Source organism: Providencia sp. PROV267 (genome assembly GCF_028477825.1).
GTDB lineage: Bacteria > Pseudomonadota > Gammaproteobacteria > Enterobacterales > Enterobacteriaceae > Providencia > Providencia stuartii.
This window is the reverse complement of the sequence record NZ_JAMPLX010000011.1, coordinates 136,131-163,029: the sequence shown is the minus strand read 5'-3', so window position 1 is coordinate 163,029 and position 26,899 is coordinate 136,131. Positions and strand designations below refer to the sequence as shown.

At 35.1% G+C, this 26,899-nt stretch carries 19 protein-coding genes, 4 pseudogenes and 1 CRISPR repeat array; of the genes and pseudogenes, 9 read left to right on the top strand and 14 right to left on the bottom strand.

Going from position 1 to position 26,899, the window contains the following annotated elements; genetic code table 11:
- Positions 1 to 16: 16 nt before the first annotated feature.
- From PR709_RS09375 to PR709_RS09365, 3 genes are all read right to left on the bottom strand, one after another.
- On the bottom strand, positions 17 to 3,016 hold the full coding sequence (locus PR709_RS09375) for a TonB-dependent receptor domain-containing protein (protein ID WP_004918926.1): 3,000 nt from the start codon (positions 3,014 to 3,016) through the stop codon (positions 17 to 19).
- A gap of 17 nt (positions 3,017 to 3,033) precedes the next feature.
- On the bottom strand, positions 3,034 to 4,494 hold the full coding sequence (locus PR709_RS09370) for a porin family protein (RefSeq protein WP_272570870.1): 1,461 nt from the start codon (positions 4,492 to 4,494) through the stop codon (positions 3,034 to 3,036).
- 67 nt (positions 4,495 to 4,561) lie between these two features.
- Positions 4,562 to 5,311 (bottom strand): Slam-dependent surface lipoprotein, encoded by a 750-nt coding sequence (locus PR709_RS09365; RefSeq protein WP_036943816.1) that lies wholly within the window; start codon positions 5,309 to 5,311, stop codon positions 4,562 to 4,564.
- 1,359 nt (positions 5,312 to 6,670) lie between these two features.
- On the opposite strand from PR709_RS09365, the gene copM reads away from it, so the two are divergent.
- Positions 6,671 to 7,036 carry a CopM family metallochaperone gene (gene copM / locus PR709_RS09360; protein ID WP_004918913.1) on the top strand — a complete coding sequence of 122 codons (366 nt, stop codon included), beginning with the start codon at positions 6,671 to 6,673 and terminating at the stop codon, positions 7,034 to 7,036.
- Positions 7,037 to 7,161: 125 nt separating this feature from the next.
- On the opposite strand, the gene PR709_RS09355 is transcribed toward copM, so the two are convergent.
- Positions 7,162 to 7,635: an anti-virulence regulator CigR family protein gene (locus PR709_RS09355; protein ID WP_004918912.1), complete on the bottom strand. Its 474-nt coding sequence runs from the start codon at positions 7,633 to 7,635 to the stop codon at positions 7,162 to 7,164.
- 840 nt (positions 7,636 to 8,475) lie between these two features.
- Positions 8,476 to 8,772, bottom strand: coding sequence for a putative quinol monooxygenase (locus PR709_RS09350; protein WP_004918910.1), 297 nt, complete (start codon positions 8,770 to 8,772; stop codon positions 8,476 to 8,478).
- A gap of 151 nt (positions 8,773 to 8,923) precedes the next feature.
- Here PR709_RS09350 and PR709_RS09345 point away from each other — a divergent pair.
- The 4 genes and pseudogenes from PR709_RS09345 to PR709_RS09330 all read left to right on the top strand — a co-directional run.
- A pseudogene (locus PR709_RS09345) lies at positions 8,924 to 9,502 on the top strand (sulfatase-like hydrolase/transferase); the annotation flags it as partial.
- Positions 9,503 to 9,838: 336 nt separating this feature from the next.
- Positions 9,839 to 10,003: a hypothetical protein gene (locus PR709_RS09340; RefSeq protein ID WP_004918906.1), complete on the top strand. Its 165-nt coding sequence runs from the start codon at positions 9,839 to 9,841 to the stop codon at positions 10,001 to 10,003.
- Between the two features lie 303 nt (positions 10,004 to 10,306).
- Complete coding sequence (locus PR709_RS09335) at positions 10,307 to 10,939, top strand: lytic polysaccharide monooxygenase (RefSeq protein WP_040133041.1); 633 nt, start codon at positions 10,307 to 10,309, stop codon at positions 10,937 to 10,939.
- A 388-nt stretch (positions 10,940 to 11,327) separates the two neighbouring features.
- Complete coding sequence (locus PR709_RS09330; RefSeq protein WP_004918896.1) at positions 11,328 to 11,555, top strand: HEAT repeat domain-containing protein; 228 nt, start codon at positions 11,328 to 11,330, stop codon at positions 11,553 to 11,555.
- Positions 11,556 to 12,022: 467 nt separating this feature from the next.
- Here PR709_RS09330 and PR709_RS09325 read toward each other — a convergent pair whose 3' ends face one another.
- Positions 12,023 to 12,802: a hypothetical protein gene (locus tag PR709_RS09325; protein ID WP_004918889.1), complete on the bottom strand. Its 780-nt coding sequence runs from the start codon at positions 12,800 to 12,802 to the stop codon at positions 12,023 to 12,025.
- Positions 12,803 to 13,196: 394 nt separating this feature from the next.
- On the opposite strand from PR709_RS09325, the gene PR709_RS09320 reads away from it, so the two are divergent.
- Entirely contained in the window at positions 13,197 to 13,691 is a 495-nt protein-coding gene (locus PR709_RS09320; RefSeq protein WP_004918885.1) for a hypothetical protein, read from the top strand.
- 160 nt (positions 13,692 to 13,851) lie between these two features.
- Positions 13,852 to 14,421: direct repeats of the CRISPR family, unit length 28 nt; unit sequence TTTCTAAGCTGCCTATGCGGCAGTACAC.
- 244 nt (positions 14,422 to 14,665) lie between these two features.
- Here the strand turns inward: PR709_RS09320 and PR709_RS09315 are convergent.
- The gene (locus tag PR709_RS09315) at positions 14,666 to 15,316 is read right to left on the bottom strand and encodes a DUF4431 domain-containing protein (protein WP_004918873.1); all 651 of its coding nucleotides are present in this window, start codon (positions 15,314 to 15,316) and stop codon (positions 14,666 to 14,668) included.
- A 730-nt stretch (positions 15,317 to 16,046) separates the two neighbouring features.
- Here PR709_RS09315 and PR709_RS09310 point away from each other — a divergent pair.
- A pseudogene (locus PR709_RS09310) lies at positions 16,047 to 17,039 on the top strand (chitinase); the annotation flags it as partial.
- A 1,080-nt stretch (positions 17,040 to 18,119) separates the two neighbouring features.
- Here PR709_RS09310 and PR709_RS09305 read toward each other — a convergent pair.
- Complete coding sequence (locus tag PR709_RS09305; protein ID WP_042116829.1) at positions 18,120 to 19,631, bottom strand: phosphoethanolamine transferase; 1,512 nt, start codon at positions 19,629 to 19,631, stop codon at positions 18,120 to 18,122.
- A gap of 687 nt (positions 19,632 to 20,318) precedes the next feature.
- Positions 20,319 to 20,765 (bottom strand): annotated as a pseudogene (locus PR709_RS19520) (type II toxin-antitoxin system death-on-curing family toxin).
- A 715-nt stretch (positions 20,766 to 21,480) separates the two neighbouring features.
- On the opposite strand from PR709_RS19520, the gene PR709_RS09290 reads away from it, so the two are divergent.
- A complete protein-coding gene (locus PR709_RS09290) occupies positions 21,481 to 22,128 on the top strand; it encodes a CPBP family intramembrane glutamic endopeptidase (RefSeq protein WP_158002581.1) in 648 nt (215 codons plus the stop codon).
- A gap of 218 nt (positions 22,129 to 22,346) precedes the next feature.
- On the opposite strand, the gene PR709_RS09285 is transcribed toward PR709_RS09290, so the two are convergent.
- The 3 genes from PR709_RS09285 to PR709_RS09275 form a co-directional block, all read right to left on the bottom strand.
- On the bottom strand, positions 22,347 to 22,481 hold the full coding sequence (locus PR709_RS09285) for a hypothetical protein (RefSeq protein WP_004918846.1): 135 nt from the start codon (positions 22,479 to 22,481) through the stop codon (positions 22,347 to 22,349).
- A gap of 1,709 nt (positions 22,482 to 24,190) precedes the next feature.
- Positions 24,191 to 24,580 carry a VOC family protein gene (locus tag PR709_RS09280; protein ID WP_004918837.1) on the bottom strand — a complete coding sequence of 130 codons (390 nt, stop codon included), beginning with the start codon at positions 24,578 to 24,580 and terminating at the stop codon, positions 24,191 to 24,193.
- Positions 24,581 to 24,825: 245 nt separating this feature from the next.
- The gene (locus tag PR709_RS09275) at positions 24,826 to 25,101 is read right to left on the bottom strand and encodes a MafI family immunity protein (protein ID WP_004918836.1); all 276 of its coding nucleotides are present in this window, start codon (positions 25,099 to 25,101) and stop codon (positions 24,826 to 24,828) included.
- A gap of 71 nt (positions 25,102 to 25,172) precedes the next feature.
- On the opposite strand from PR709_RS09275, the gene PR709_RS09270 reads away from it, so the two are divergent.
- Entirely contained in the window at positions 25,173 to 25,394 is a 222-nt protein-coding gene (locus PR709_RS09270) for a hypothetical protein (RefSeq protein WP_004918835.1), read from the top strand.
- Between the two features lie 60 nt (positions 25,395 to 25,454).
- Here PR709_RS09270 and PR709_RS09265 read toward each other — a convergent pair.
- A pseudogene (locus PR709_RS09265) lies at positions 25,455 to 26,157 on the bottom strand (IS256 family transposase); the annotation flags it as partial.
- A 128-nt stretch (positions 26,158 to 26,285) separates the two neighbouring features.
- A complete protein-coding gene (locus tag PR709_RS09260; RefSeq protein WP_004918834.1) occupies positions 26,286 to 26,864 on the bottom strand; it encodes a YcxB family protein in 579 nt (192 codons plus the stop codon).
- Between the last annotated feature and the right edge of the window lie 35 nt (positions 26,865 to 26,899).

Below are 26,899 nucleotides of genomic sequence, written 5' to 3'. Positions count from 1 at the left end.
AAAAGGGCATTTTGCTTTAAAAATGGCTTGTAAAATTCAATCGTAACGTTCTACCTGGAGCAGGCATCATGGTTCGAGTGAGTGGATCCACATAATATTCATCAAGAATATTTGTCGCTAACAATTCCATTTTGACGTTGTCTGAAATGCCATAACTGACGTAAGCATCGGCAACAAATACAGGCTCCCAGCGCATTGGGCTATTATTTAAAGGTGCGTAGTTGGCCGGATATTTATCCATCATTTTCTTTTCGTCATTATTTTCAGCACGGCTGTGATAACGCATGCGGCTACCAATTTCTAAACGCTCATCCAAAAAACGCATCCCTAAATTGGCATTAATACTGTATTTAGGTTGTAATTGTGTGCGTAAGAACCCACCAGGAAAGCCCGCCTCAACACATTCAGACATATTAAACTTGTTAGTTGGATCTAAAGCAGCAATGGAGGCACTATCACACACCTCATTTTGCAAACGGTAATCAAGCCCAATATCCCCAAAATAATTACCATTGTCATAACGAGCTTGTAGCTCAATACCTGATGTTTTGTGCTTATCTACTTGTGTAAACTTGAGATAGATATCCCGTTCAAACGCGTTTTCAATGACCGTGTGATAATAATTAATACGCACGTCAGCGAAACGTTCCGCACCCAGTAGACTTTGTAAATTACGCACATAGCCCACTTCCACTGTTTTACCGCGTTCAGGCTCAAACTTCTCGGTGAGTGACGCATAACCCCTTGAGCCAGAAAAACCTACCGTATCCTCAAAGATACTAGGCATACGTACCGTTTCCGTATAGCTCGCATAAACTCGGTCATTATCAGTTAAATAGGCAGAAGCGGAAAAGGAAGGCGCCCAAGCATGTGCTTTCTTTTTCCCCTGATGGCGGAATCGTTCTTCTTCGGATAAATAGCGAATATCTTCCTGTTCATCGCTAGAGCGAGATTGATTGGGAATATATTGATTAACCACTTTTCCTGTAAATGGATCGACAGTCTGTGCTTTTGTATCAATCGTACCATTATAAAAAGGGTTGGTTTCTCGGGTCAGTTTATTTTTTCCATCGGGTCGCCATTTAGCCTTATTTTTTTCATCTATGCGGAACTCCCCTTGCCCATTTGCAGATCTGAATCCCGCATAATCGAGAGAATGTTTTTGTAAATTTAGCGCCTCCTCAACAAACCTTTCTAAATAATAAGGCGAATCCATGACGTCATCTAATTTTTGCCCTTCAGCATTGGTAAAACGAGTCAATGTGTCATATTCATTTTGTGTAATTGTGCGTGAAATATCATAGTTTTTGGAGAGTAGTTGATGAGGTCTCGCAAAGTTAACATCTTTCGCATCGCGTCGTTTATCTAATAAATGATCTTTCGACCAATAACTCGTTCGTTGAGCACCAGCCGTCACATTCAACCAATCTGTTGGCCGCCATTCAAAATTAAATGCGAATGTATTCTCTTGCCTTTCCCCTTCTCTCGGTACAGCTCGGAAAATCGTCGATGTAGAACTCCCTGAATATTCAAAAATATCATCCTCTGTATCAACCGTTTCTTTGCTAAAACTCCCCATTAAAGTTAAATCAAGGCTATCTGTTAATGCCATTTGGTTAGATAAATTTAAGCCTTGTCGTTTGTTCGTTGAATTCAAGGATGCACCCGGTACTAACGTACCATCAATATTAGGGTTGCGAGGCATCCACCCATATTCAAACCCCATATCACGCTCTTTAGGCTCTCGAGGAAAACCGCCTGAAGTATTCGTATCACTCGTTGTTTTGGTCATCCAGTAACCAAGTTTCATATTTACGTATGGATTATCTTCAGGATTTAAATAATAGTCGGCATGAAAAGCTTGAATATTAAATTTCGCGAGTGTCCATTGCGGCACTTTTCCATCTAACTCCATGAAACTGATCCTTGATGGCATGATTTCCCCATAGTGGTTCGTCGTATGGGTATATCCTAATGACACCTTTTGTGAGTCAGATAAAAATAGATTCGTTTTCACTAAATAACTCTCCATTTCACTGGAGGTATTAGTTACCTCTTTACCTGGTGCAAACACGTTCGCAGCAAAAGGCAAATAGGGGTCAACCGGTTTAGATGGGTTCTTCGGGTCATAACTAAACACATCATCTTTATAGCGATTAGCTCCACGTTTACCCGCAAAGTAGTTTCCTTGGTCTCGATAACTATAAGCCGCCATGATATCGAAACGTGATTGCCGAGTTCCCACCGCGACCCTAACTGCATTATCTTTAAAATTAAAAAAGTTTGCGTCTCCACGAGATTTAGGCGTAACTAGCAGCCCTGGATCATTAAACAGCATTCTTGCTTTGTTGCCATTTTTTATATTATCCATAATCGCAGGGTCATCTCGATAGTCATGCCCATAATCTAAATTAGGTACTCTTGGTTTTGTTGAATTACTGCTGGTTTCCAATTTTAAATCAAAACCAAACGTTTCATCTGGAGCAACGACATCATCAATATTAAGTGTCTTTATCGCAATGCCCCCACCAACCGATGTTTTCACATTAGGGTTTAAGGATGCACTTTTTTGAATCGTTATACTGCTGATCATATTTGGGTCAACATAATTACGATTATTGGCTCCGTTATATCCTCGCCACACTGTTTGGGCTTGCTCTGTGCCATCGACAGTGACTGGTACTCGCCCTTGACCTTGTATCCCCCGAATATTGGGATCTAATGCACCACTATTACGTGCATCTCCACTATACACCCCTACCGCACTATTGAGCACATCTGCTGGGTTAGTTCCTTTATAACGTTCAACAAGATCTTTTCCGAGGTAAATATTGGATTCATTTTTATCATACTGATCGTCATAACCTTTTTGATCGCGTTCCTTAATTGTTTCTGCGTTATCTTTAACAATAATAGTACCGAGGTCTTCTTGTTCTTTTGCTAACACTAAACCGGAAATTAAGGTAAGCGAAATCCCTGTCACAATATTCATTGTGATGATTTTTTTTATTTTCATTGTTAACACCTAAAATATTAAAAGCGTTTTTCTAATCTAATTTCAATTTCACTTTGTTGGTATGAATACAGTGCATCAATATTACTTTTATTGACTCTATACCTATAAGAAATGGATGGTGTCATTGTGGCAATACTGTATTTAGGTAAACTTAACTTAGCCAAATACAGTTGTTCATCATCCATTCGATTTTGACTTCCCAACGCATATTGCGGAGCATTAAATCGAGTTTGCTTATAACTGGCGATCCCCAATAGATGATAATACTGACTAACGTCCTTAAATATTCCTCCTCTTATGCCATATTGTTTATAACTGTCACTATCATAAACCTTATTCACATACCCACTATCTACACCACCAAATATCACTGCATCTGAGCTAAGAGCATAAATCCCTGTGATATAAGCCTGACTCTTATTACCATCTTGGCTTTGATAAGGTGAACGATAGTTTATTTTTTGGTGATCAATCACTGTACTCAGCGAAAACTGGGGTAAAAAACGATACTCCGCTTCCATTCCCACTCCAACACCATAATAGTGTCGCCGCTCTCCTACCCATTTAAATTCACTAATTGGGCCAATAGCGAATGATTTTTTTGCATCCTGATATTGATAATAAACCCGTATGTGGCTGGTATTTTCATTATACTCGGCAGCACCATCATACTTATTGCCATAGGTATATGCTTTAAACAGTAAACTGTGATGCTGGTAAAGTGAAAAGGTACGTTTAATATCACCATCATAGATAAATTTGGTGCCTTTATCCGCCAATCCAGCACCATAACAAAACTGCTGCACTGCATTTCTGTAGCAACGCTGTCTTTTATCCCCCGGTACTTGATTAATATTAGAGTTGTAACCGTAACCTACCGAAAAACTTCCTGACCAACTATTTCGTTTACTTAATTCCGTAATAAATTGTGAAATTGTAGCTAATACACTTTGTGGTAACTGCTGCTGATACTTTTCCAATACCCGTTTAAACTGTGAAGATGCCTCATTATTTTGTTGATCTTCAAAATAAGTTCGAGCTAATTCCAGCTCGACACGCAAAAAATCAGGTTTTAGCGCTAAAATAGTTTGGTAGTGAAAAATAGCCTGAGCATAATCATGATTTGCACGTGCCATTTGTGCTTTAGCAAACTCAACAAGTAAAACGTCATATCCACTTAATTGTTGGTAATATGATAATAGACGTTCTACGTCATCGTATTGCCCACGATTTAAGGCAATATAAATAGCCATTCCCATCTCATTAAGCGTATTACTAACCTGATATTCTTTACCATCGAAATTAATTTTGATGTCATCTTTAATAAACGGTTTATTATTTTCAATAACGGGAGATTTTCGACTAAATTCCGCTTTATCTTTTAATAAAAAGCGATAATTATCAATATCACTTATCTCTCCGATGGCGACACTACTATAAAGTAACAACCATAGGATACCCGCTCGAAATAACTCCATAAATATCAACCAATGTTCTATTAAAGTAATCGTAATAGGTGGAAATCCTTTCCACCCGCAATATAAGTTATTGCACTTTTGAACCGCCAAACGAAGTGTCTTTTGTATGGTCACTATCAAAGGTGGTTATACCCGCGACAACATCCGCATTTTTGCCAAAAAACTGCCCTGAGCTTTTACCCTGAATTGAACCATTTGCTATTGCACTACCAGAAAATTGCCCTTTGTCTTGAATGTTACCATTCATAGTAATATTAAGAGATTGACCATTTAGAGCGCCTGTATATTTTTTCGAACCAAAATCAGCATTAAATACACCGCTTAATTTACCTGGACCATCAAATTGATTGATACCAGCAATGGTATATTCCGCCTGCCCCGCGGTTGGTACCGACTCTGTGGCTTCTTTACCTGAGAAGAAAGCAGTATGAGTTTGGTCACCTACACTCCCCGTTTTAGACCAGTCGCCAAAATAGACTTCTGCATTAGCAACTTGTGTAAAATGAAACTCCCCCATCGCCCCTCCATGGCCACCACTTGATGCAGGTAATACATTGACACCTTGCTCATTCTCTGGTGCTAATGATTTAAAACCAGAAAAACCAATTCTTGTACCGTTAGCGATGGTTTTCAAACCGACACCAGGATCACCAATAACCCCACTATGGGTGCCTTGTGCAAACTGTGTTTTTCCAACATTCACCTCAACTCCATTGGAATCATACGCTTGGCTCTGTCCTGAAACCGTCTCTCCACTAGTACTAAACGCAACACTCGATAAAACAATTGTTAATGCTGTTAATGATAGGTTTTTCATAATATTCCTTGCCATATAAATGATAAATGCATATTAAATATAACTATCTACTCACAACAGATTCATTAAAATAAATGATCGATTCGGAGTATATATCAACCCCACCCAATTGCAAATAGTTATTATTATCATTACCATTTGTAGGTATTTTACTTCTTTTTACGCTATAACCATGGCCAAATCGAATAAAAAAATAACAAATATCATTAAAAAACAGACGATTAAACAATTATCCTAACTTAGGATAAATTTAGGCCTATAGAATGGAAAAATAGCAAAATTAAGACTATTATATTACCTATATAAATTTCAATTACCTTTCATATAATAACCACAATGAAAACATAAGAATTTATTATGTGATCTGCATCATAAAGCCTCATACATTGATTCTTTCCCCCACTCCATTTCCTTTTTTTAAGCACAATGACTGCATAAAAATTCAACAAATAAACATACAACATTGCAGATGCGCTCCCCTATCAGTAACTGTTATTTGCAATAACTTTCAATATTATTTTTGATGGCATAGCAACACTTTGAACATCAGTAAATAACAGTAAAAATAATGAGTTGATTATCACTCAAATAAGGATTCAAATTTACAGAATAAAATATCTATGTTAATTTTCATTTTTATAAAAATTTTCCTGCCTGCTATTTATTGTGAAGACCATTATTTAATAATATAAATAATTTTAAAAACGTAATAAATATAACAGCTTCACTCCATTAGCTATAAAAAGGATTTTTAATATTTATAGAATTAACCCAACATAATTATTCTTAATCTCCCCCGTATTAAGAGACTATTTCTGCATAGCCATTAATAACCCCTGAATCATCACCACACCTGTTTAAATCAGAGTATATAACAACCTAGAATAGACTCTCAAATAGAAATCATTATCATTAACATTGATAATTTATTTTATGAAATTTAAATAAAAAGATATACTTTAACAATAAAACCTAAAAAAAATTCAACCATAAAATCAATTAATTACCACATAAACCCCATATTTAAAAATAATTAAAGAGTATATTTACATGGCGAACAATACATAAAACCAATAACACCACGCATCTAATTATCCATTCGATTTATATAAACCAGTAAAAAACAGATAAACGCTTATTCGAAATTTTTGATATAGATCACTATTATAAAGAATCGTTATTTCATTTTATCATACCACTATTTTTAGACTCACTGCGTCTCTCTCAATTAAATGAGTTAAGTATAAAAATCAATTTATATGTAAAATAAGTTAAATCTGTTATTACCCCATTGACCTTAACCTTAGGGGAAGCTTTATCGTCAACCTAACTTAATCCCCTTTTAATAAGGTATTTATCATGAAAAAAATGCTTCCTATCGCTGCAATTTTAACCATTAGCATCGCCTCCTTTAGTTCTTTTGCTAATTCAAATCATTCTATGCATGCTCAAGCTCCTGCCAGCAACGAAATGCAAAAAGAGTTAAACCAATCTATGGATAAAATGCATGCAGATATGGCCAAAGGTATGAATGAAGAGAATGCAGATATTGCATTTGCGCAAGGTATGATCGCTCATCACCTAGGGGCAATTGATATGGCAAAAATTGAATTAAAATATGGCACCGACCCTGAAATGAGAAAGCTTGCAGAAGAGATTATTAACGCCCAAGGTCCAGAAATAGAGCAAATGCAAAAATGGTTAGAAAAGAATAAAACGAAATAATAATCCCTTTGATTGCATAGCCCTCAAAAAATTGAGGGCTAATGGGATAACGTTTATCAAATGAACGGTCTTTTTCAATTTAACAGGTATATATTACTTAATGGCTTCAATACACATTACTAAGATCAGTCAAATACATTATTAATAATCGAAGTGACTACCGCTGTACTTAATGCAATAAGTACTAAGTCATTACCAACAATACTCCATTCATAGCCTGGATAATGAGGTAATTGTACAAGCATAGAAGGCGGAACAACCTTTTTAGCTATCCCTGGCGGCAATGGTTTCCCTCTAGCTAAGTTTTTGGCAATACCGGGTGGTAACGCGTGATAGCCTGTAATACCACTGTCTAAAGCGAGTGCTCTTGCTTCATTGTAAGTTAATGATACTGATATTGAATTACTCTTATTTAAGGATAAATGATCTGCTTTTTCTTTTCCGTTACCATTATGACCTTTGTTAGGCTTATTTTTTTGATGCTCTTTTCCTTGCCTATGACCATGACCGCCATTGGGATCTGCATAGGAAGATAAAGAAACCACTGAGAAGCTTGCAGTTAATAGCAATAGGTTGCACATTCGAAAAAGCTTATTCATATAAATACCTCCACCGAGCTGGTATTTTCAAAATACACATCAACGCCCCTCCTCACCATAGGTAATATTCCTATAATAGCCTCCATGTACAAAATATCATAAGCCTTATTCTGACTTCGTATCAAGGATAGCAGTCTTTTATTCTGCATGATAAGTGAAAATCACTAAATCTTATTGAGGGTGTGCTAGAAAGGATAAGGTAGAAATTTTAAGTTATATTAAAACGTATTTTTAAGCTGCCTATATGGCAGTGAGCTACCCAGATGATTTCGGTCGAATTATAGCAATTTTCTAAGCTGCCTATACGGCAGTGAACATAGCAGCCTCAAGAAGGTCATTAGCAATTCTTTTCTAAGCTGCCTATACGGCAGTGAACTATAAATTATCAGTAAAAAAACTTTATGCAACAGTAAATTATAACAATTTCCCCTTAAATACCTTCTTTTTTATCAGGTAACATAACCTATTGTTTTAAAAGGATATAAAAACTTTAAAAATTTAAAGGGTAAAAAACAAGGAAAATCACTTGCTGATTAGACGAAAAAATTAACCCAACCTTTTATACATTAAATACCTATTAAAATAAATATTTCACACACACCTAACAGATAGTTTGATGGCCCTATAAAATCATTAGTTAAGCTGAAAGTCGCTTTTTACCTTTTAGAAAAAATAAAATCCCGGTTAACCAAATAAGTAAAGTTAAACATACCTATTGACCAATTATCCCCTAGCCCTTTCTGCATCACCATTAAAAATAAAATAACCATCAGCTATACACTAATGGCATTAAAATAGAGTTACCCAAATGATTTTTATCGAAAAGAAATTCTATAGTGTTTATATTTTAGCTAGAGCGTCATCCATAAATATAAAAGAAGGCTCTTTTCGCTGATATTGATTAATCATGGGAACAAGGCGTTGAAAATGTTCGCTCTTACAATGTGCATCTAAGGCTGCTTGATCAGGCCACTCTTCGATAAAAATAAAATGCCCCCTATCTTTTTGGTCAACATATAAATCATAAGCAATACAGAGAGGCTCACGCTTAGTCGCTTCAACTAATTCACGGTAAAGTGGGAGTACGATATTTATAGCCTCAAGCTGGATAAAATCTTCTGCAATTACTTTTAACATATTATTATCCCTAAGTTACGTCAAAAATGACAACATAATCATAACTCAGTACATAATAAATCTATACTGGTGTATCAACTTCCCTTATTAGCAACATCATGGTTAATTTTGCAAATGTGCGACTGCTCACACTAAAAGTAAATATAGAAACAGCTTTGTATACCCACTAACAGAAGATGGCCCTATTATTCCCAAGTTTATTGAGTCCATCGACAATCCTGCAAAGAAAAAACTGATTGTTGTTCATTTAATTGGTAGCCACTCTCCATTTTGTAAAAGGATCTCAAATAAGTATGATAAATTTTATAAAAGCAAAGATTTATCTTGCTATGTTCAAAGTATAAAAAATACTGATTTACAGTTACCTCTATTACATGACATATTATCAAAGTCTAAAAACTCATGGTCTATGTTATATTTTTCAGATCATGGGCTTTCTTTTATTGATAATCAACAAGATCTAATCCATGGTGATAAACATCGTCAAAATTTTGAAACGCCTCTTTTTATTACTTCTTCAGATTCAAATACGAGAGAGATAATATCAGCGCAAAGGAGTGGACTGAATTTATTTCATTTATTAGCTGAATGGTTAGGCATCCATGAAAAAAACATACAATCTTCCTGTAAAATAATATCTAATAATGAGTGTAAAGATCAAAATATAGCTATTGATTTTGACCAAAAAATCATTTATTTCAATGAATTATTAAATGACAGTATTAAATAATGATTGAATGGCGAACCTTTTAGTAGGTTCGCCTAATTTATTGTTAATTATTTGAATCATTTAAATACCTTTATCTCTCCATACTAACACATCACGTTATACACAATATCAGTTACACCATAATCAATAAAATATTTTAATGATTACGCCATAACAACCTTAACCTATAAATTACCCATATAGTAAAATATCATCTCTTATTTTTAAGAGCATTAAATCAATCACTTAAATAAAAAATGATTTAAGAGACACCCATCACATTAAGTAATTGAATATGAACTTCGCCTACATAATTAAAATAAAGTAGTCATGATTATCAAATAGAAGGAAGTAATCATGAAAAAACTATTATTTATTATTTCAATTCTTTGTTCATCGGCTTACGCGACTAACACTGTTACTTGGTGCTCACCTGAACCAAATCCTGTTACAGGCAAACCAGATTGCATAACTTATACACCAGGAATGGGAGGGATTGATTCAGGCGGCGAAGGCCCCTAATGCTGATTGAATAATGCTATTGGTTCTAACCCTCTTTTCCTTTGGAGGGTTAGGATAATACCACTCTACCCTATTTCAACTTCTCATACCCTTAAATCTCATTAAATAATACTTAGATTTAACTAATTAGATGATTAATCAGCAAAGATGACGCAAAATTTAATAAATAAAGAACTAAATTATTCAATTTTGCTGCAAGTCAGTATGATAAAAATATTATTACTGAAACGATGAATGAGTTCTCTGACACATCATTCAATAATCGTTCAGTAAATATTCTTTATCTTTATGTCCGAGGTGATTATGAAAAATCTAATCATACCATTAATATATCCAAGTATATTAGGCACTGTATTAACGTTATTTTCATTCTACGCGAGCGCCCATGGCTATATAAGGATGCCAGAAAGTCGCGCTTATCTATGTAGCTTTAACGACTATCTTAAGGAGCCAAAAACACCATTAAACAATGATTGTGGATTAGGGCCTGAATATGAACCTCAGAGCATTGAAACTCAAAAAGGCTTTCCAGAATCTGGGCCTCCTGATGGATTAATAGCTAGCGGAGGTGGTATAGAACGTTTCAGTCCTCTTGATGTGCAAACGCCTACCCGTTGGCATAAAATTGATATGAAAACGGGTCTCAATACCTTCACTTGGTATCTAACTATGGCTCATGCAACCGATAATTGGCGGTTTTTTATTACAAAAAATGGCTGGGACCAATCAGCACCATTAACTCGTTCAGCTTTTGAGTTAACGCCATTTTGTCAAAGAGATGATCATGGAGCAATGCCATTGATCGAAGTGGATATCAACTTTATATGTGATGTGCCCGCTGATCATGAAGGTTACCATGTTATTCTTGCAACATGGGATGTTGATAATACCCAAAATGCTTTTTATCAAGTTATCGATGTGAATTTAAGTAATTAACATTCAATTTGTTGAGAATAACACATGAATGACGTTTATAGATGAGAGCCCATATTTTGGGCTCTTATTATCACTCTATACTCAAATAGTGAAAATACCTCTTAGCTCAGTTAATTTAACTAGCTATTAAGTTTTCCTATCATGTATCTTACTAATAGGATGTATAAAAAACCTACTTCGCCCTGATTTTAACATTAGATGGTGATTATACCGATGCCTATCCGTAGTAAATTTAGTTGCTATTGTTTATAAAATGCAAATTTCTCATATACTTTTTATTAAAGTTGTCATCTAGGAACAATGCAATAAGGAGAAATAACAATATGATGTCTATTTTGGCTGATTATAATCAGATTTTTCTTAACATATCCTAGCTAGGTATGAATAAATGAATCATTCACGACAAAAAATCATATTAAATACACTAATCCAGCTCACACAAGGAACTAATAATGAAGTTAAACTCACTGCGATATCCATCCTTGGTGATTACAAATACGCAATCCAAAATGAAGAAACCTTAAACCGATTAATAGAGCTTTGCTTTGATCCTAATAAAGAGGTCGCAATTACCGCGCTTAAATCACTCGGAAAATTGTCAATTCATTTTCAATAGTTATATTTTTTGTAACTATCTAATTTTAATGTAATTCTGAAAATATCATGTTTGCTAATTTTATCAGCGATCATTTATCTAAAGCATCAATAACTTTTTCAATTGCCGCAAACCAAATGAAATGATGCCCCATTGCTAATACCTTCGGATAGTTTCTAGCTGAGGCACCTGTTGATATGCACTCTATATAAAACAGAATAAACATACTGTTCTGTAAAGGATTTAAATAGGGTTTAAAGCTTCTTCGCTAAAAGAATTTTTCCGTTAAATTGTATAAGTGGCGTTTATTTCAATCAATATACTCTATTTAGCATTAATATATTGATAAATTTAAATAGTTAAATTGATAATGATACCGTTATATTTATCATAAAATTCAATAGATGATATGATACAGATAACGCTCTAAATATTTCATAACATACAGCCTGACAAATTGAATACATTAAAACTATCATGATATTTCATTATTTCTCATTCTCTAATAAAGTAATAAAAGCCATAGCTAACGTGTTATTTAATGTACCTAAGCATCGTGCGTGTAAAGGGATCAATGTTGGCTTTTCTAACTCCAATACTATGTGAGAATAATTCCCACCTCTCTTTATGGGATCTTGGCTTCGAACAGTCGCATTACCAATGACATCCTGACAAGCAAATGCCAATACCGTTCCATCAGTGATGATAGTATTATTACTTGCTTCTTCCTTTGTAAACACATAGGCATAACTATGTATTTCAGTCATTAACGTGTTAGGCTCTGGACTAAATTTAGCCATAATATTTTTTTGTAACTGAAATTTTTCTGGAAAATCTCTTTCCCAATCATAATAAGCCCCTGTTATTTGGATTTCATACAGATCCAATAATTCGTTAACTTCCTTAACAACAAGTGTCATTAGCTTTTTAAAGTCATCATCATTAAGCATCTCTTTTGGTAAATGCTTACCATGATAATAAACTTGGACAGAATTATGACCTGATTGCCTTGCTATTAAGATGGATTCTCTAAGATTTTGAGTTGGTCCATCCGCCATGTTAATAACCAAAATAATACTGTCTTGATTAAATGCTTGTTTAACCTGCTGAATGAGTGAGTCATTCTTTCCATGAGTTACAAATGTTGCCCCTTCTAGCTCCTTAACTAAGGTATGCCTATAATCATCGCCAAGGATCATCACTGAGTTTTCAGCTGAGAATGCAAAAGATGAAAACAGCAACCCCAGTAATAAATATATTGCCTTCATTGACACGCATTTCCTCTTACTCTAATACATTAATGGTAATCTTTTCATACTAGTGTATTTTAATCAAAGATTATCTCACTTGACTAAGCAATAAATACAATGAGTCGTACCCAATATCATGGGTTAAGCGCCTCAAAAATTAGCCATCCCCAGTGTGGAAAAAATAATGACCATTTACTAAAGAGATTAATTGATAAGATATCCATGAGCAAGTTTGATTTGTAAGCCTATAAGCCTGTGTTTACGTCAATTCAGTGTGTTTTTATTTAACATACTGTTATATTTATCACTCTAGGTAATTTTAAGATATTTATGATGTTTTTATCTAACATTATGTATTATTAATATTGGCGATAATCTTATTCTAAATCCAGAATTATGAGGTCAATATTAAATGTCTAAGTTTCAATGTAGCTGCGGTCATATAATTAGGGATAATACAGATTATCTTAGTTATAAGGCTTATTACATCTCTGATCAAGACTTCTATGATTTTCTTGATGAACTAGAAGGGGAGTCTAGAGATAATTTTGCTTCTGTAGCATACAAGTATGTAAGAGATATCTATCAATGTACTAAATGCAATAATATTTTTATCTTTAGAGGTGATTTTTTTCATGAATTTCAAGCAACACAGCCTGATAGCCACTCTCTGTTGATATCTAACATGCGTGATAAATGGCCTGGATTTTTAAGAGGATACTTCATAAAAGGAAAAGGTGAGATTTATTGGGAAACAAATCAACAAAGTGATTACCTCACAGGCCTTACCCGTGAACAGGTAGAGTCGACGTATTATCATAAGTTAAATGAGTTTCAATCATTGGGAATACTAAGAGATGCCTTTTTGCATGTTGATGGTGTAATGCTTCACGAATATAATCGATAAACTTTGCTGTTTTAGGTTATGTCAAATATATGGTTCCCGCATAATTTGTTTTACTTTCACTATTTGTTTTGGTTTTACAATTTCCTCTGGTGTTGCCAGCGATAGCGGGAGTTGCATCCGGAGTACACCAAAAAATCATCCATGAGTGCGATATCGCCAATTTCTAAGCTGCCTATACGGCAGTACACTTGGATTATTTTTGTTTCATCTCCACAGTCGTTTTCTAAGCTGCCTATGCGGCAGTACACATCCCTGTCGCTTTAAATAGCTGATAGTTTCAGTTTCTAAGCTGCCTATGCGGCAGTACACACTGGAACGGGATCACGCGGCATTTCTTGTTATTTCTAAGCTGCCTATGCGGCAGTACACGCAGGTAAGCGCGGAGAACTACAAATGTTTATTTTCTAAGCTGCCTATGCGGCAGTACACGCGTCATGGTACTGATTGTTCCAGTTGATGCCTTTCTAAGCTGCCTATGCAGCAGTACACTTAAGCCAACAGGGGAAAAATGGTCAAACGCTTTTCTAAGCTGCCTATGCGGCAGTACACGACCTTGAAACGATGGGAACGAAGCCGACAGCTTTCTAAACTGCCTATGCGGCAGTACACGTTACCCAAGGTTATATTAGTCAAGTTATTGCTTTTCTAAGCTGCCTATGCGGCAGTACACTGATTTTGGTTGCAAATTCAATGTCACTGTAATTTCTAAGCTGCCTATGCGGCAGTACACTATAAATTATCAGGAAAAAATCTTAGCGCAACAATAAATTACAACGATTTTATGCAAAATACCTTCATTTCTACGACATAATATAACTTATTATTTTTAAAGGGAAATTTTTTGAGCAAAAAATAAAGGGTAAAAAAAGATAAAAATATCGTACCTTCAGTCACTCATCACAAACGAATAGCAGGTTGCCCTATTTCATTTTTCTACGATACTTTATGTTTTCAGTTTTATGCCATACTGCCAATTACTTGGCCAAAACATAATGTTCAACACTGCAAAGAACCGGAGTTTTGTGATGAATATTGGTTGCATGGTATAGGTCACAAGTGATATCTACCTTTTTACCTTGGATCTCTTTTAGCTGATTAAATTGATCTGAATTTCTTGGTGCTAAATGCAAAGCACCTATCCCCCATTCAGTGGGCTCTCCCTCACTATCTTCCGGTTCTTTTGATGAGACAGAAATTATATTATCTGTTCTTAATGTTAAGAACCCATCTGGTTTTTCTAATCTAATAACGCCTCTTAACTTTACTGGCGAATTATAATAATAATTAAATTCAGATATATCTTGCTCATCTACTGGTTGGCTAGCAGCAATATTTCTATAAATAATCGTTGAGCGATGATACCAATCTAGCAAGCACGACTTTGTATCGCAATTTTTAACCCGCAACTCCCAATTCTTTTTAACTAACCTCTTAAATTCATCGCTGTTTCCAGTTACTAACTTTGCTTGCAGATAATCAACATATAATTCATCATCTGCTTTAGATAGCTCAGGAGTATTGCATATTAGTTTTTCCACATTACTCTGAGCCTTAGCACAATCAAAACTTGCAGCGTATGTGATTGAAGGGAACACAAATATTAAAAATAGAAATAATCTAATCATTTAAATTCTCTATCGCATTTTCATCGGTAGAATGATTCTAGCATTTTAACTAAAAGCGAAATACTCTATTTTTCTATCACGACTCACCACTGCAATCTCTAATTTTAGAATTTTGTTGTAATATCTTTGGCATCCCCCATAGAATAGACAATAAAGACCAAAGCAGATAATATTCCACTTATAAACAATCATTATCATTTATAAAATAAACACTAGCTATTTCGCTGTAACCAATAATACTAGCAGAATTACCTATTTTATTTTCTTGCACGGCTCACTTGATACGTCGCTTCTAGCCTCTTGCGAACCCCTGCTAATTTGTCAACATTATCAGATTATGGTTCATTTATTTATTTCACAAAGCTAATCGTCACTCGCTTCATAAGTGAAAACCGCAGCATGATACTGACAATAAATATTGTCAATATAAATTGGAGTAATAGCTATAAATAATATGTAACAATTACTGTCATAATTTATTTACTCTTTAGTGAGTCATTTGAAGATAGTCATTGCTATAAATACGCCTCCACTAATCTGAAAAATTATACATCTAAGAGCAAAACATTCTTTTTTGAAAGCATCCTACATTTTCCAGTTAGCTTGAATTTAATTTATTATTGGCAGGAAAAGGTTTCACCTTACCCTCGTTAAAAAAACGCATTATATCTTTACGCCCACCAATATTGGCGCGTGTGGAATTAATCTTACCTAAAATAACGAGGTTACTATGAGCTCAGATAACATTATCAATACACAAGTCGTAGATGACGCAGCCGCCATGCCGGATATCTCTAATAAAAAAATTATGATGGGTTTTTGGCACAATTGGGCCGCGGGTGCCAGTGATGGCTATCAGCAGGGGCAATGTGCCAATATGAATCTGACAGACATTCCTGAAGAATATAACGTGGTGGCCGTGGCCTTTATGAAAGGCGAAGGTATTCCAACCTTCAAGCCATACAATCTGTCGGATGCCGAGTTCCGCCGTCAAGTCGGTGTATTAAACAGCCAAGGTCGCGCAGTACTCATTTCCCTAGGTGGTGCCGATGCGCATATCCAATTGAAAACTGGCGACGAAGACAAGCTAACTAATGAAATTATCCGTTTGGTGGAAACCTACGGCTTTGATGGCTTAGATATCGATTTAGAGCAAACAGCCATTAGTTCAGCTAATAATAAAACAGTTTTACCTGCCGCATTGAAAAAAGTAAAAGAACATTACGCCGCCGAAGGGAAAAACTTTATTATCAGTATGGCGCCAGAATTCCCATATTTACGTATCAACGGTGCTTATCTAGATTATATCAATGCCCTCGAAGGATATTATGATTTTATTGCTCCGCAATATTATAATCAGGGTGGCGATGGTATTTGGGTTGATGAAACCACGAGCGGTAAAGGTGCTTGGCTCACCCAAAATAGTGACGCAATGAAAGAAGACTTTTTGTATTACCTGACTGAAAGTCTAGTTACTGGTACCCGCGGTTATACAAAAATTCCACCCTCTAAATTTGTTATCGGTTTGCCTGCCAACAATGATGCTGCTGGCTCTGGTTATGTGATTGATAAACAAGCTGTCTATAATGCTTTTGCGCGTCTTGATGCCAAAAACTTGTCGATTAAAGGCCTAATGACTTGGTCGGTGAATTGGGATAATGGCAAGAGCAAGACTGGTGTGGCCTATAACTGGGAATTTAAAACTCGTTATGCCGCACTGCTCTAAAGGAAGCTACCTTGCAGCCGCTGTCACTACAATGTCATTGGCACTGACGGCCTTACTAGCTGGCAGATATAAATGGCCATTTGTGTACGTGAAATGACAATATAAAGAGCCAATTTAAATAGGGTTAGTTATGTTTAAATATTTGGATAAGTATCTAACTTATGTATCTATATTAGGAATTATCATCCCATTTTTATTAATATTTTTCCTGAAAAATCCAAAATCCGTAAGCTTTTTTAGACATTCAATCCTTTTATTGCTAACCCTGATATTGGTACTTTCTGCAATATTCTTTATTCATTTACCGTGTATAGGATCTTTAGTGTTTCTTTAGCAAAGCGCATATACATAAGCCTCACTTCGGTGAGGCTTTATTTTGATGTTTTTGGTTAGTTGAGGGATCACTCATAATGTTAATCTATATATCTATTATACTAGTATTTTATTTATATAGTAATTTTCTTAAATGCTTACCCTGCAATATTTTCTTCGGTATTTCTCCACTTTTTCAACAGAAGTTTTTGTTGAATGTAGTTAGCTAAGTTTATTTCCACACAAGGATAGTGCCACCTAGCTCCATATATTACCGCCCATGATTATAATATTATAGCAAATTGCCGAAACCTACTGTGTTTCACTAGTTTTCAGAGGTATTACCTAATATTAGATATCTTAGTCAATGATTCAACCACACAAAAGTAACATTGTTTTTTCAACATACAATAAAACAAACTCTTTAGACTTAGGTTTATATTTCATTTTTGTATCACTTTTATTTAGTTAAGTTATTACCTTCCACACCATGCTTAACTAGAAATTCCCTATATATTACTAATGCTTTTTTAATTTATGTCAGTACGTATTCTTTATCGAACTTTCGGCCCTAATGTGCTGAATAAACTGGCTAATTAATAAAATTCATTTATACTGCTGCCACAGCAAGTAAATTGTAAAGCAGCAGTAATTTCGTAAGTACCTTTACTTTCTATTAAAAAAGATACATCTCATATGTCACTCTGTGCTCTCAGATTGATTTTCAGAAGAATGACAACTATCTCGATACTAAAAGTTTCTGTGCTACTTTGAATAATCATCGGGCAAATCATCAAATATACGATTGTTTTTATTAAAATCGATTATAGTATTTTGATTAGGGCAGTCATTTTTAGATAACATGTCACAATTTTTTTCAATATTACTCTCATTGATTCCTGTCCACTGAGAAAATAAAGACATAAAGCTTAAGCCACTACGACGATTATTTATAATTTCTTTTTTATTAGAGTCGTATGAAGTAATAAAAAAAGGTACTTCATAGTTTTGCTGATATTTATCATTATGTACCAACTCATTTCTATCATAGGTCAAAGATAGTGCATGATCAGAAAAATACATCATTGACCACTTAGATTTTGTTTTACTTAAATCATGATAAATTTCTGATAAAAGCTTATCTGTATTTTTTATGCTTTGAACATAACAAGAAAGTTTTTTATTATGATAAAAATAATCATACAGCCCCTCTGTTCTAGTACAAAATGGTGTATGACTTCCCATAAGATGCACAACAATAAGCTTTTTATGGTCTGATGATTCTAAAGCTAATTTAAATTCTGGTAATAACGCAGTATCTGGAGATATTATCTTATCATCAGAGCCTCCTCTTTTAATAAAAAAGCTATTATTAGCTCTTCGACCAATAGCAGCAACTGAACCATCGTACTCACCAACAAAACCTTGATTAGATAACCAATAAGTATTAAAACCTGCCTTATTAGCTAGTGTTATGATATTGTTACCTATATTTGGATATAAAGATAAACTATGTGTCAAAGATGGTTGCGTAGAACTAGCTGCAGATATGTAGTTAGTAAAGAGAATACCATTGCTTGAGCTCATGAATGGTGTATTATTTATCTTAAAACCATATGCATGCATAAAATCTTTTCGAACACTTTCACCAATGATGATAACATAAATATCATATTGGTTAGTTACCTTTGTAATTTCAAAAGTATCTTCACTTGTATATAATTCAATTTCATCAATTAATGAATAAATTGAATAAGCTAACTCTGTGAAGAACCGTGTCTCTGGTGTACCTGAATTAGCTGCTCTTTCATATTTACCACTTAAGGCATTTTTTAACGGAGTAAAGATAAAGACCAATATCACCATGCTAAATATTATTTTATTGTGATAGTTTACAGCATTTACTTTTATAGAGCTAACTAAAGCCCCAAAAATTAGAATAAACGTCGAGTAAATGTAATATTTACTATCAATATTTGACATAAACTCTCGTGATTCTTGTATATCCGTATAGTAAAAAGATGCAACTGTATTATATGTTGGAGGGCCATAAATTAAACCCACTGGTAAATAAAGAGCAGCTAATATGGTGAAAAATAAAACAAAAAAACGGTATGACCTATTCTTTACATAAAGCAAACCAATACTTATAAATAATACATAAAGCGGCTTAAATGGATACCCCATGACCTTATGTAATAAAGAAAAAAGAAGAAAATTTGAAATAAACTTGAGAATTAACTTGCTTTTAATTACATTTTTTATTTTCTGATTCATAACTAAATTTTTATAAAATCCACTCTTAATTTTTGCCGCGTAGGCTAACATAAACAAAGTAAATGAAACATAACGATATTTACAGTTAACAACATAATCAGAATAATTAACTATTTTTTTTAGTTATGTCACCATTCAAAAACCTTCACTATGTACATTCACTAATTTCAATTTAAAATCGAACTCTGACAAAAAGAGTTCGTTATTGTTAGCATTCAAGATTATCATTATAATGCACTTGTTATTGAACCTATTCACCTGTCTTTGCTGTTCCCGTATGGCTAGTTAATATAAACCCTATTAAAACTTAAGTAAGATTTATATTTTTATATTTGAACGCAATCAACATACGGGAAAGATTTTTGATATAATCGTATATATTTTAGTGATATACCTCTTGTTAACATTATTCTTTATATCTTTTCAATACTGGATACCTTCCCTTTTTAATCAGTATCACTTATTTGCTATTCAAATAAACACTTCTGTCTTACATAATTCTGCGACCTTAAAATCATGTGCTATCTGAATAACCAATAATTTTGTTAGCGAAATGAGCAGGTTGGTCGATGATGGTATTATCTATAGCTGAGGTGATAACACCTTCGACTTTTTTATGCCTAGGAAAATCGCCACAGTGAACTAGTCTATCTTTATCTTGATGATTGAGATGGCTGCTATCTCCGTTTACTCACACAATTGTCTTAAGTCAAAAGGCCTAAATCAGAAACTTAACCAACCATCTAACTCAATAAACGAATATTCTTTGGTCGCCATTCCATTAGCCATCTCTATGACCTCATTCTTTGGGGTAGTTAACTCATAACCGTTAAGCAGTAGATAAACACAACTCGCCATCATAGCGGTTCATTTATTCGCATTAGCAACCGGGTGGTTTCTTATCCAGCTTTTAATTAAAGATGAAACAAGAACAAACATATCATCTGTTTGCTGGTAATAGTTCACATGACTTGAACTTGATTGGGATAAACTAAGATCATTGAAGTTCAATACTTCTACTTCTATTGGCTCATTAAGAGTTTGCAGCACTATCAATACGCTGTTGATACTTTTTAAGTCATCAACTGGCAGATAAGTAATTCCTGCAACAAATTTCCCTGTGATATTCAGCACTCACTTTACCTTAGCTAATTTTCCATGGTTTTTTCGTGGCAAGCAAAACCAAGGTCAAATGCATTTTAATTTACTCATCCTGAGTGTGATTTTTGCTCGTGGCTGGCCTTGGTATTGCGATTTTACTTTTATTACGAGCAGGTATATTTACTTTTGCAGTGCGTGCCCCACATCAGCATCATTGTAAGCCTACGAGCTATACACCATATCTAGATATATGATAGCTATTACTCCAGATAAGAGTTAAAATTAAGTTTCATTAAGCTAATAGCATTGTTTTACATTATCATACGTATCATTCTCGCTCTGGGAGATTAGCGCCGCCTCATTACAGACGACGATATTTTGTTAGTGCGTTACTGATAAACCGTTTAGTCCATTCTTCCTGCCAAGGAAAGAGCAGTAAATGGAATATACGAGGGTAAGCCACGCTCAGGATTACGTGGGTCGTTAATCATCCCCTAATCAATGATAAATTGGGCTGGATTGTCTTTGTCACATGCTCTTAATGCAGGAAATAGCTCAGTATTTTTAAATCAAATGGGAAGGAGTTGGCTTAGTCAATTCCTTACATTTAGGGGCTATTTAATATAATCCACTTAAGCGCTTCGACAATGGCAAATGAAACAAAACCAATATTTTTTGGTTTTTTATTGGTAATACATTAAAATCAACGTTTATAAACAACAAAACAATGTGGATAATAATGATATCTATGGACAGAGTTCTACACAGCTTGGTCTGCGTCAGTTTTTTTGTAGGTTGGTACTTAATTCAGTATGCCTTACTGGCATTTCCTGGGATAACCACCTATAACGATGCCTTAGCCGCTTGGCCACTATTTACGATTCTATTTATCTTACCTTATTCCCTGTTCTCTCGAGCATATTACCAGAAACGAACCGGGCTAATGCCTTTCGGCACAGTACGATTTTCAGATCTCAGGCTTCCAATAATAGCAATGGTCATATTATCTGTTGCAACTATGTTTTACGGAGAAGATGAAACATCGATACTTGAGATGCTCGCCCTATCACCATTGCATCAGTTTATTCTGGTCGTGTCAGTCGTTTTCGCAGCGCCAATTATTGAAGAAATTATTTTCAGAGGCTTTTTACTGAATGCCGGAATGGGCTACGGCCCAAATGGCAAGCATGTGATGATTATTATCACCTCTGTACTATTTGCAATGATACACCATCAATATAATTCACCTGCCACATTTATTATGATTTTTGTGATGTCCGTTATTTTTTGCCATGTCAGAATTCAGACTAATTCGCTTATGGCACCAATTATTTTGCATATGATTAATAACGCCGTGGCAATGCTTTTATTGTTTCTTTTAAACGACACCCCCTAAGGAGCATCCTGCCCCCCACTTAAATGTGACTAACACATTTTTATTTAAAATTATGGTGCTTACCCCTACGGAAAACAGGTTCAATTTAGTTTCTGCAGATAAGCACCATTTATCTAAATTGCTCCTTAAAAATGCATAAATTCTCAGTGAATAAAACGTACGTAAAATAGGTGTTTTTGCATAACCTATTTTTTCGCTAAAACGGCTATTTCCAGTAATTAACCCATTAGTTTTTTATAAGCGTCGGCAACTTCTTGTGAAATCATGTTTGCAACTTCGGTTTTGATAGGTTCGCCGCCTTTGCTGGTTAATTCAGTTCGGGTTTTCACCATCCCTAAATGTTGTGTGGCCATTTTAAGCGCATCACCTTAATAGCGAGTGATTGCCTCAACGCCAAACTTCCCCTCCTTCCCCCCACAAATAACTGGCAAGATGCACCGGCTAAAGTCCCCCAATCTGGTTTAGCCATCGTGTTTATCTTCTTCGCTGATTAAAAAGCCCACTCATAAAAATAGATTTTTGATTGTCCCGCTGTCACGTCATTTCTTCTATCCACAGCAAACGCTACTGTGATATGCCAGAAAAACAACCCAAACGGTGGTATTCATTGTGTTTGATTCTCAGTATGCGCTCACTACATAAGGAATATAGGTCATAGATAACACATGAGGCAGCAACAATGCGCCGCACTCCTCTTATTTAACATGACTGTTTCCATAAATGAAAAAACCACTAGCGATTAGCTGATGGCTATAAATATTTAACTTATGTATACTGGCAACTTCGATTGAACAGGAACTTATCTATTATGGCTGACTTAGGATCTGCTCTTTTTACTGCATTCATTGTTTCGTTTATTTCATTCACAGCCATAGCCCTTTATATGGATCATAAATATAAAGGTGATACTTCTATGTCTGGGTGCCTTTACTCATTTTTTGCTTCATTTTTTATTCCATTAATTATTTTTGTTACCGTATTTTTGTATAATTTCTCCTTATGAAACCTGCATCGCAAGATTAGGAATACATTATGGCTTTAGTCCCCATTGTCTTAGGTATTACTACGCTCATTCTAGGTCCCGTGTTGCTCTTGATTATTTGGCTGTCGTTTAAAGGGATAAGTTCCAAGCCAATCAACAAAAATGACAACAAATCTAGCATTGCCATTGATCTGCTTAATATGTTTCGTGTATTAGTTGGTCTATCTGCCATTTTTTTACTGATTTTTATTATCTTTTTCTTGATTACTTCATTGAATTATTAATTAACCTGAACTCGGGATAAGAAAAACAAAAAAGAAAGGAACTAAAAGCGGGTTCTGTGATCAGATCTTTCGACCAAGAAATAACTTTTCACTGAGGAACCCGCGATGCGTAATCTAGTTAATTTATTCTGTCATGTCGATGATTTTTGCAAATTATTCATGCCTCAATGGCAAAAGTAGGCTTTTAAGCCCGTATCCCATAAGATGAATGCAACGCCGCTGGCAATGCATCATGAACATCATAACATTCAAGAAAGCGCCTTTGTTTTTCAGTGGTACTTTCTAGCTATCTATGCCACTGCTTTTTTTACCGTTGCTTATTTCTAGGTTAAGTACATATCATTCGTTGGGGAGATATCTTCTTTTTAGTCGGAACAATATCACCATTCTACTGGAAGGATTTTGCAGGATATATCAGCGCCAGACGTAGATAATCAGAAATCATGCATAAAATTTCCTAACGTAAAATTTATATTCTGAACGGGCATCTGAAAATATCATGAAGCATGATTTTCATCGCAAATAAATTCATCTGGTCATTTAATAATAAAGGTTATTTTTATTGCCAGCGCGGGGACTAGCAATTTGATATAATTAATTTTTAATTATTTTAAGAGATAGATTGAATGCCCCTTTTTATTCCCTACATACATTTTTCTGGCTATCTTGTGAGCACGATTATCATTCTATTATACTATGATAGAGTTTATTACGAATGTTGCATAAGTATCATCAATAATCAATTTATTGCAGATACTGAAACGCCAACCAAAGATAATCTTAACCGTGTAATACACTAGCCCCATTTTCCGTTCTGTAGAACAACTCTATACCCATCACAATCACTGAATGTCACTCCCTCAATATCCCAATATGGATTAAATGATCTCACTCTATTAAATCCTGCATTATCCATTTTCAAACAAACATCAAGCCACTCTTCTCGATTTGGGATATACAGCACCAATAAATCCTCATTTGTAGAGGATGGTAATACGGGGTGCTCATGGCATTCCGTAAATTCAATATGCCAACCCAGCTCTACTTTTCCTAACATGCACCCACTAAAACCATCATGATTTGAAAATGAGCCAATTATTTCTAGCCCTAGCCCACCGCAATACATTTCACGACTTTTTGTTAAATTGCTCACTGGCCTAGCTATTCGAAAATGCTGAAAATTCATGATTACCACCTTCGTTTAGAGTTTTACGCTAACCTAATTATTCATTAACATCAGTAGCGCCTTGTCAAATATTGAACTATTAACCCAAAAATAGTTTTCATCTGATAGGTGTAACTATTAATGAGTTTTATCTACTAACGGTCAATTTGACAGCCTGAAACCTTAATGTAGCACTAGGGTAATTTTATAATAACGTATTGATGTATATCCTGAGTGCTTATTTGCACTGTGGTTATTCAATTTTTTCACCTCACAATTAAGTCTTTCGTATCTAGCTGGATATTTAATTCTTCTGCTATTTCGATGAAGGAATTATATTCATCATGAGTAATCACTACATCGTATTCTTCGATATAATCACGTAACGTTTCTAAAGCTAAAGGGCTTTCACAATAATTAACATATTCGACCGCGAACATAACTCGCTCTAGTGGCAGTCTATCTTTAAGCTTTTCACCCAATTCCATTATCTTTTTGTTAGTTTTCATTTTTGGCCTATCATTTATTTTAAATTTGTCCATCAGTACGAGTTTCCAATTTCAGCGTCTCCTAATGTTACAATAACTCATGTTGAATTTATTAGGGTTAATTTATGTCACACAATAGTTCGAGGTCAAAAGCCCTCAACTCTGAATTACCTTTAAATCAAAGAGCATCCCATGTTAGAAGCTGCGCTAATCATGTTTCTGCTAGACTTGGTATAACACGGGAAGAGCTATTTAAAATTACAATGAAAGCGACAGGCGTAGATTTGAATAAACCAGAAAGCGAAAGTGATCTCATGAAAGCCTTTAGCTATTTTGAACAACTTTGATGTACCACTATTTGCCCTATTCTTTCCTGATATCAAGGGATAGAAGGAGAACTCTTGAGTATGTGTGATACACAACTGGATACGTGCCTGCGGATACATGGCATGGGGCCTTTCCGCCCGTCAACGCGCAATGGGGATATCATTCAGACCACAGTTTTTCAGCTCTGTCAGCACATTAAGCCAGAACTTTGTGCCTTCATTTTCGGTCTGCCACATATTTAATAGCTCTTTCTGGCCTTCGATATTGATACCCAGTGCTAGAAATACGAATTTGTTAATGACGAGGCTGTTCTGCTGTACTTTCAGGAAAATACAGTCAAGGTAAACAATGGGATAGACAGTATCAATTGACCAATTCTGCCATTTAACAACCTATTCCATCGCGGCATCAGTGACCTTTGAGGCCATCTCCGGCGAAACATCGGCGCCATACCGCTCTTTGAAGGCAACAGCATCCTCACGGGTGGTCATACCTTTGGGCACAGCAACAGGATCTGGTTATCCATATCGATCTATTTTTCACCAATTGCGGTTCGAAGGAGTCGTTACAATCGCGGAAAGTGCGCACCGTCGCCAGTAGAAACTGTCTTTGTCGAATAGCTGTTGCGGGCACTGACGCTTACTCTAGACTGGTTTTTATCATAGCCGATGTAGTAAGTCATTTCAGCATAGAGCGCTGCTTCAATACTGATTTTTTCAGCAGGCGATCGAACTGGTTGAGATCTTCAAGGGTTTTGAGATTTTCGACCAATTCGTTAGCCAGAGCCTATAATTGTTTTTCGTCCATAAAACAACCTGCTTTTGATGTTAGATTGAACATATCAAAATCAGGCAAATACACAAATTTCTAAACAGGCTCATATTACCTTGGCTTATGCTTTGACGGTCTTTTTATTTGGATTTATGGCTAGCCATCTGCTCCCTAACAAACTGATATAACTCTTGAAATTCACCATCTGCTAGAGCACTCGCTGGGATAACGGCTCCTTCACCATCAAAAGCAAAAATAAACATGTATTCTTCCTTGATATAGCATTCTTCTATATTTTGCCAAAATACCCTTATTAGAGTACCTTTCATAATACTGTCTATATATTTCCTATTAATTTTAATCTTAACTAGTCTGTCAGGATTACTTTGTTCTTTTTTCTCGTTTTTTTCTATGTAACGCTGCTCTATGCGAAATGTTATATACAGACATATCAATGAGATAATCAAGCCACAAAAGGAAAAAAAACCTAAGTCTTTAAGAACAGAAAATTCATCCAAAACTGAATAAGCGTCATATCCAATTATTAATAATACGCCCCCTAATGCAATCGATATCATTGAAAATATATTCCATAGCTTAGTGAATAACCTGTATGGCATTTTTTCTTTATCTATAACAACAGGCTGTTGTATTAGCTTTTGTATTTTCTCTACTTCCAATCTCGATAGTGAAAATTGAATCTGATAACGGCTTTTCATCAACCTTAGTTCCTTAATTAATCATGGAAAGTAAG

Bases quoted from the DNA above. Each gene is read 5' to 3' on its own strand.
- PR709_RS09305 (WP_042116829.1), bottom strand. From the start codon at position 19,631: ATGAATCAGAAAATAAAAAATGTAATTAAAAGCAAGTTAATTCTCAAG.
- PR709_RS09365 (WP_036943816.1), bottom strand. From the start codon at position 5,311: ATGAAAAACCTATCATTAACAGCATTAACAATTGTTTTATCGAGTGTT.
- PR709_RS09335 (WP_040133041.1), top strand. From the start codon at position 10,307: ATGAAAAATCTAATCATACCATTAATATATCCAAGTATATTAGGCACT.
- PR709_RS09350 (WP_004918910.1), bottom strand. From the start codon at position 8,772: ATGTTAAAAGTAATTGCAGAAGATTTTATCCAGCTTGAGGCTATAAAT.
- PR709_RS09340 (WP_004918906.1), top strand. From the start codon at position 9,839: ATGAAAAAACTATTATTTATTATTTCAATTCTTTGTTCATCGGCTTAC.
- PR709_RS09315 (WP_004918873.1), bottom strand. From the start codon at position 15,316: ATGATTAGATTATTTCTATTTTTAATATTTGTGTTCCCTTCAATCACA.
- PR709_RS09325 (WP_004918889.1), bottom strand. From the start codon at position 12,802: ATGAAGGCAATATATTTATTACTGGGGTTGCTGTTTTCATCTTTTGCA.
- PR709_RS09355 (WP_004918912.1), bottom strand. From the start codon at position 7,635: ATGAATAAGCTTTTTCGAATGTGCAACCTATTGCTATTAACTGCAAGC.
- PR709_RS09260 (WP_004918834.1), bottom strand. From the start codon at position 26,864: ATGAAAAGCCGTTATCAGATTCAATTTTCACTATCGAGATTGGAAGTA.
- PR709_RS09370 (WP_272570870.1), bottom strand. From the start codon at position 4,494: ATGGAGTTATTTCGAGCGGGTATCCTATGGTTGTTACTTTATAGTAGT.
- PR709_RS09320 (WP_004918885.1), top strand. From the start codon at position 13,197: ATGTCTAAGTTTCAATGTAGCTGCGGTCATATAATTAGGGATAATACA.
- PR709_RS09270 (WP_004918835.1), top strand. From the start codon at position 25,173: ATGTCACACAATAGTTCGAGGTCAAAAGCCCTCAACTCTGAATTACCT.
- PR709_RS09375 (WP_004918926.1), bottom strand. From the start codon at position 3,016: ATGAAAATAAAAAAAATCATCACAATGAATATTGTGACAGGGATTTCG.
- PR709_RS09285 (WP_004918846.1), bottom strand. From the start codon at position 22,481: ATGGCCACACAACATTTAGGGATGGTGAAAACCCGAACTGAATTAACC.
- copM (WP_004918913.1), top strand. From the start codon at position 6,671: ATGAAAAAAATGCTTCCTATCGCTGCAATTTTAACCATTAGCATCGCC.
- PR709_RS09280 (WP_004918837.1), bottom strand. From the start codon at position 24,580: ATGAATTTTCAGCATTTTCGAATAGCTAGGCCAGTGAGCAATTTAACA.
- PR709_RS09275 (WP_004918836.1), bottom strand. From the start codon at position 25,101: ATGGACAAATTTAAAATAAATGATAGGCCAAAAATGAAAACTAACAAA.
- PR709_RS09330 (WP_004918896.1), top strand. From the start codon at position 11,328: ATGAATCATTCACGACAAAAAATCATATTAAATACACTAATCCAGCTC.
- PR709_RS09290 (WP_158002581.1), top strand. From the start codon at position 21,481: ATGGACAGAGTTCTACACAGCTTGGTCTGCGTCAGTTTTTTTGTAGGT.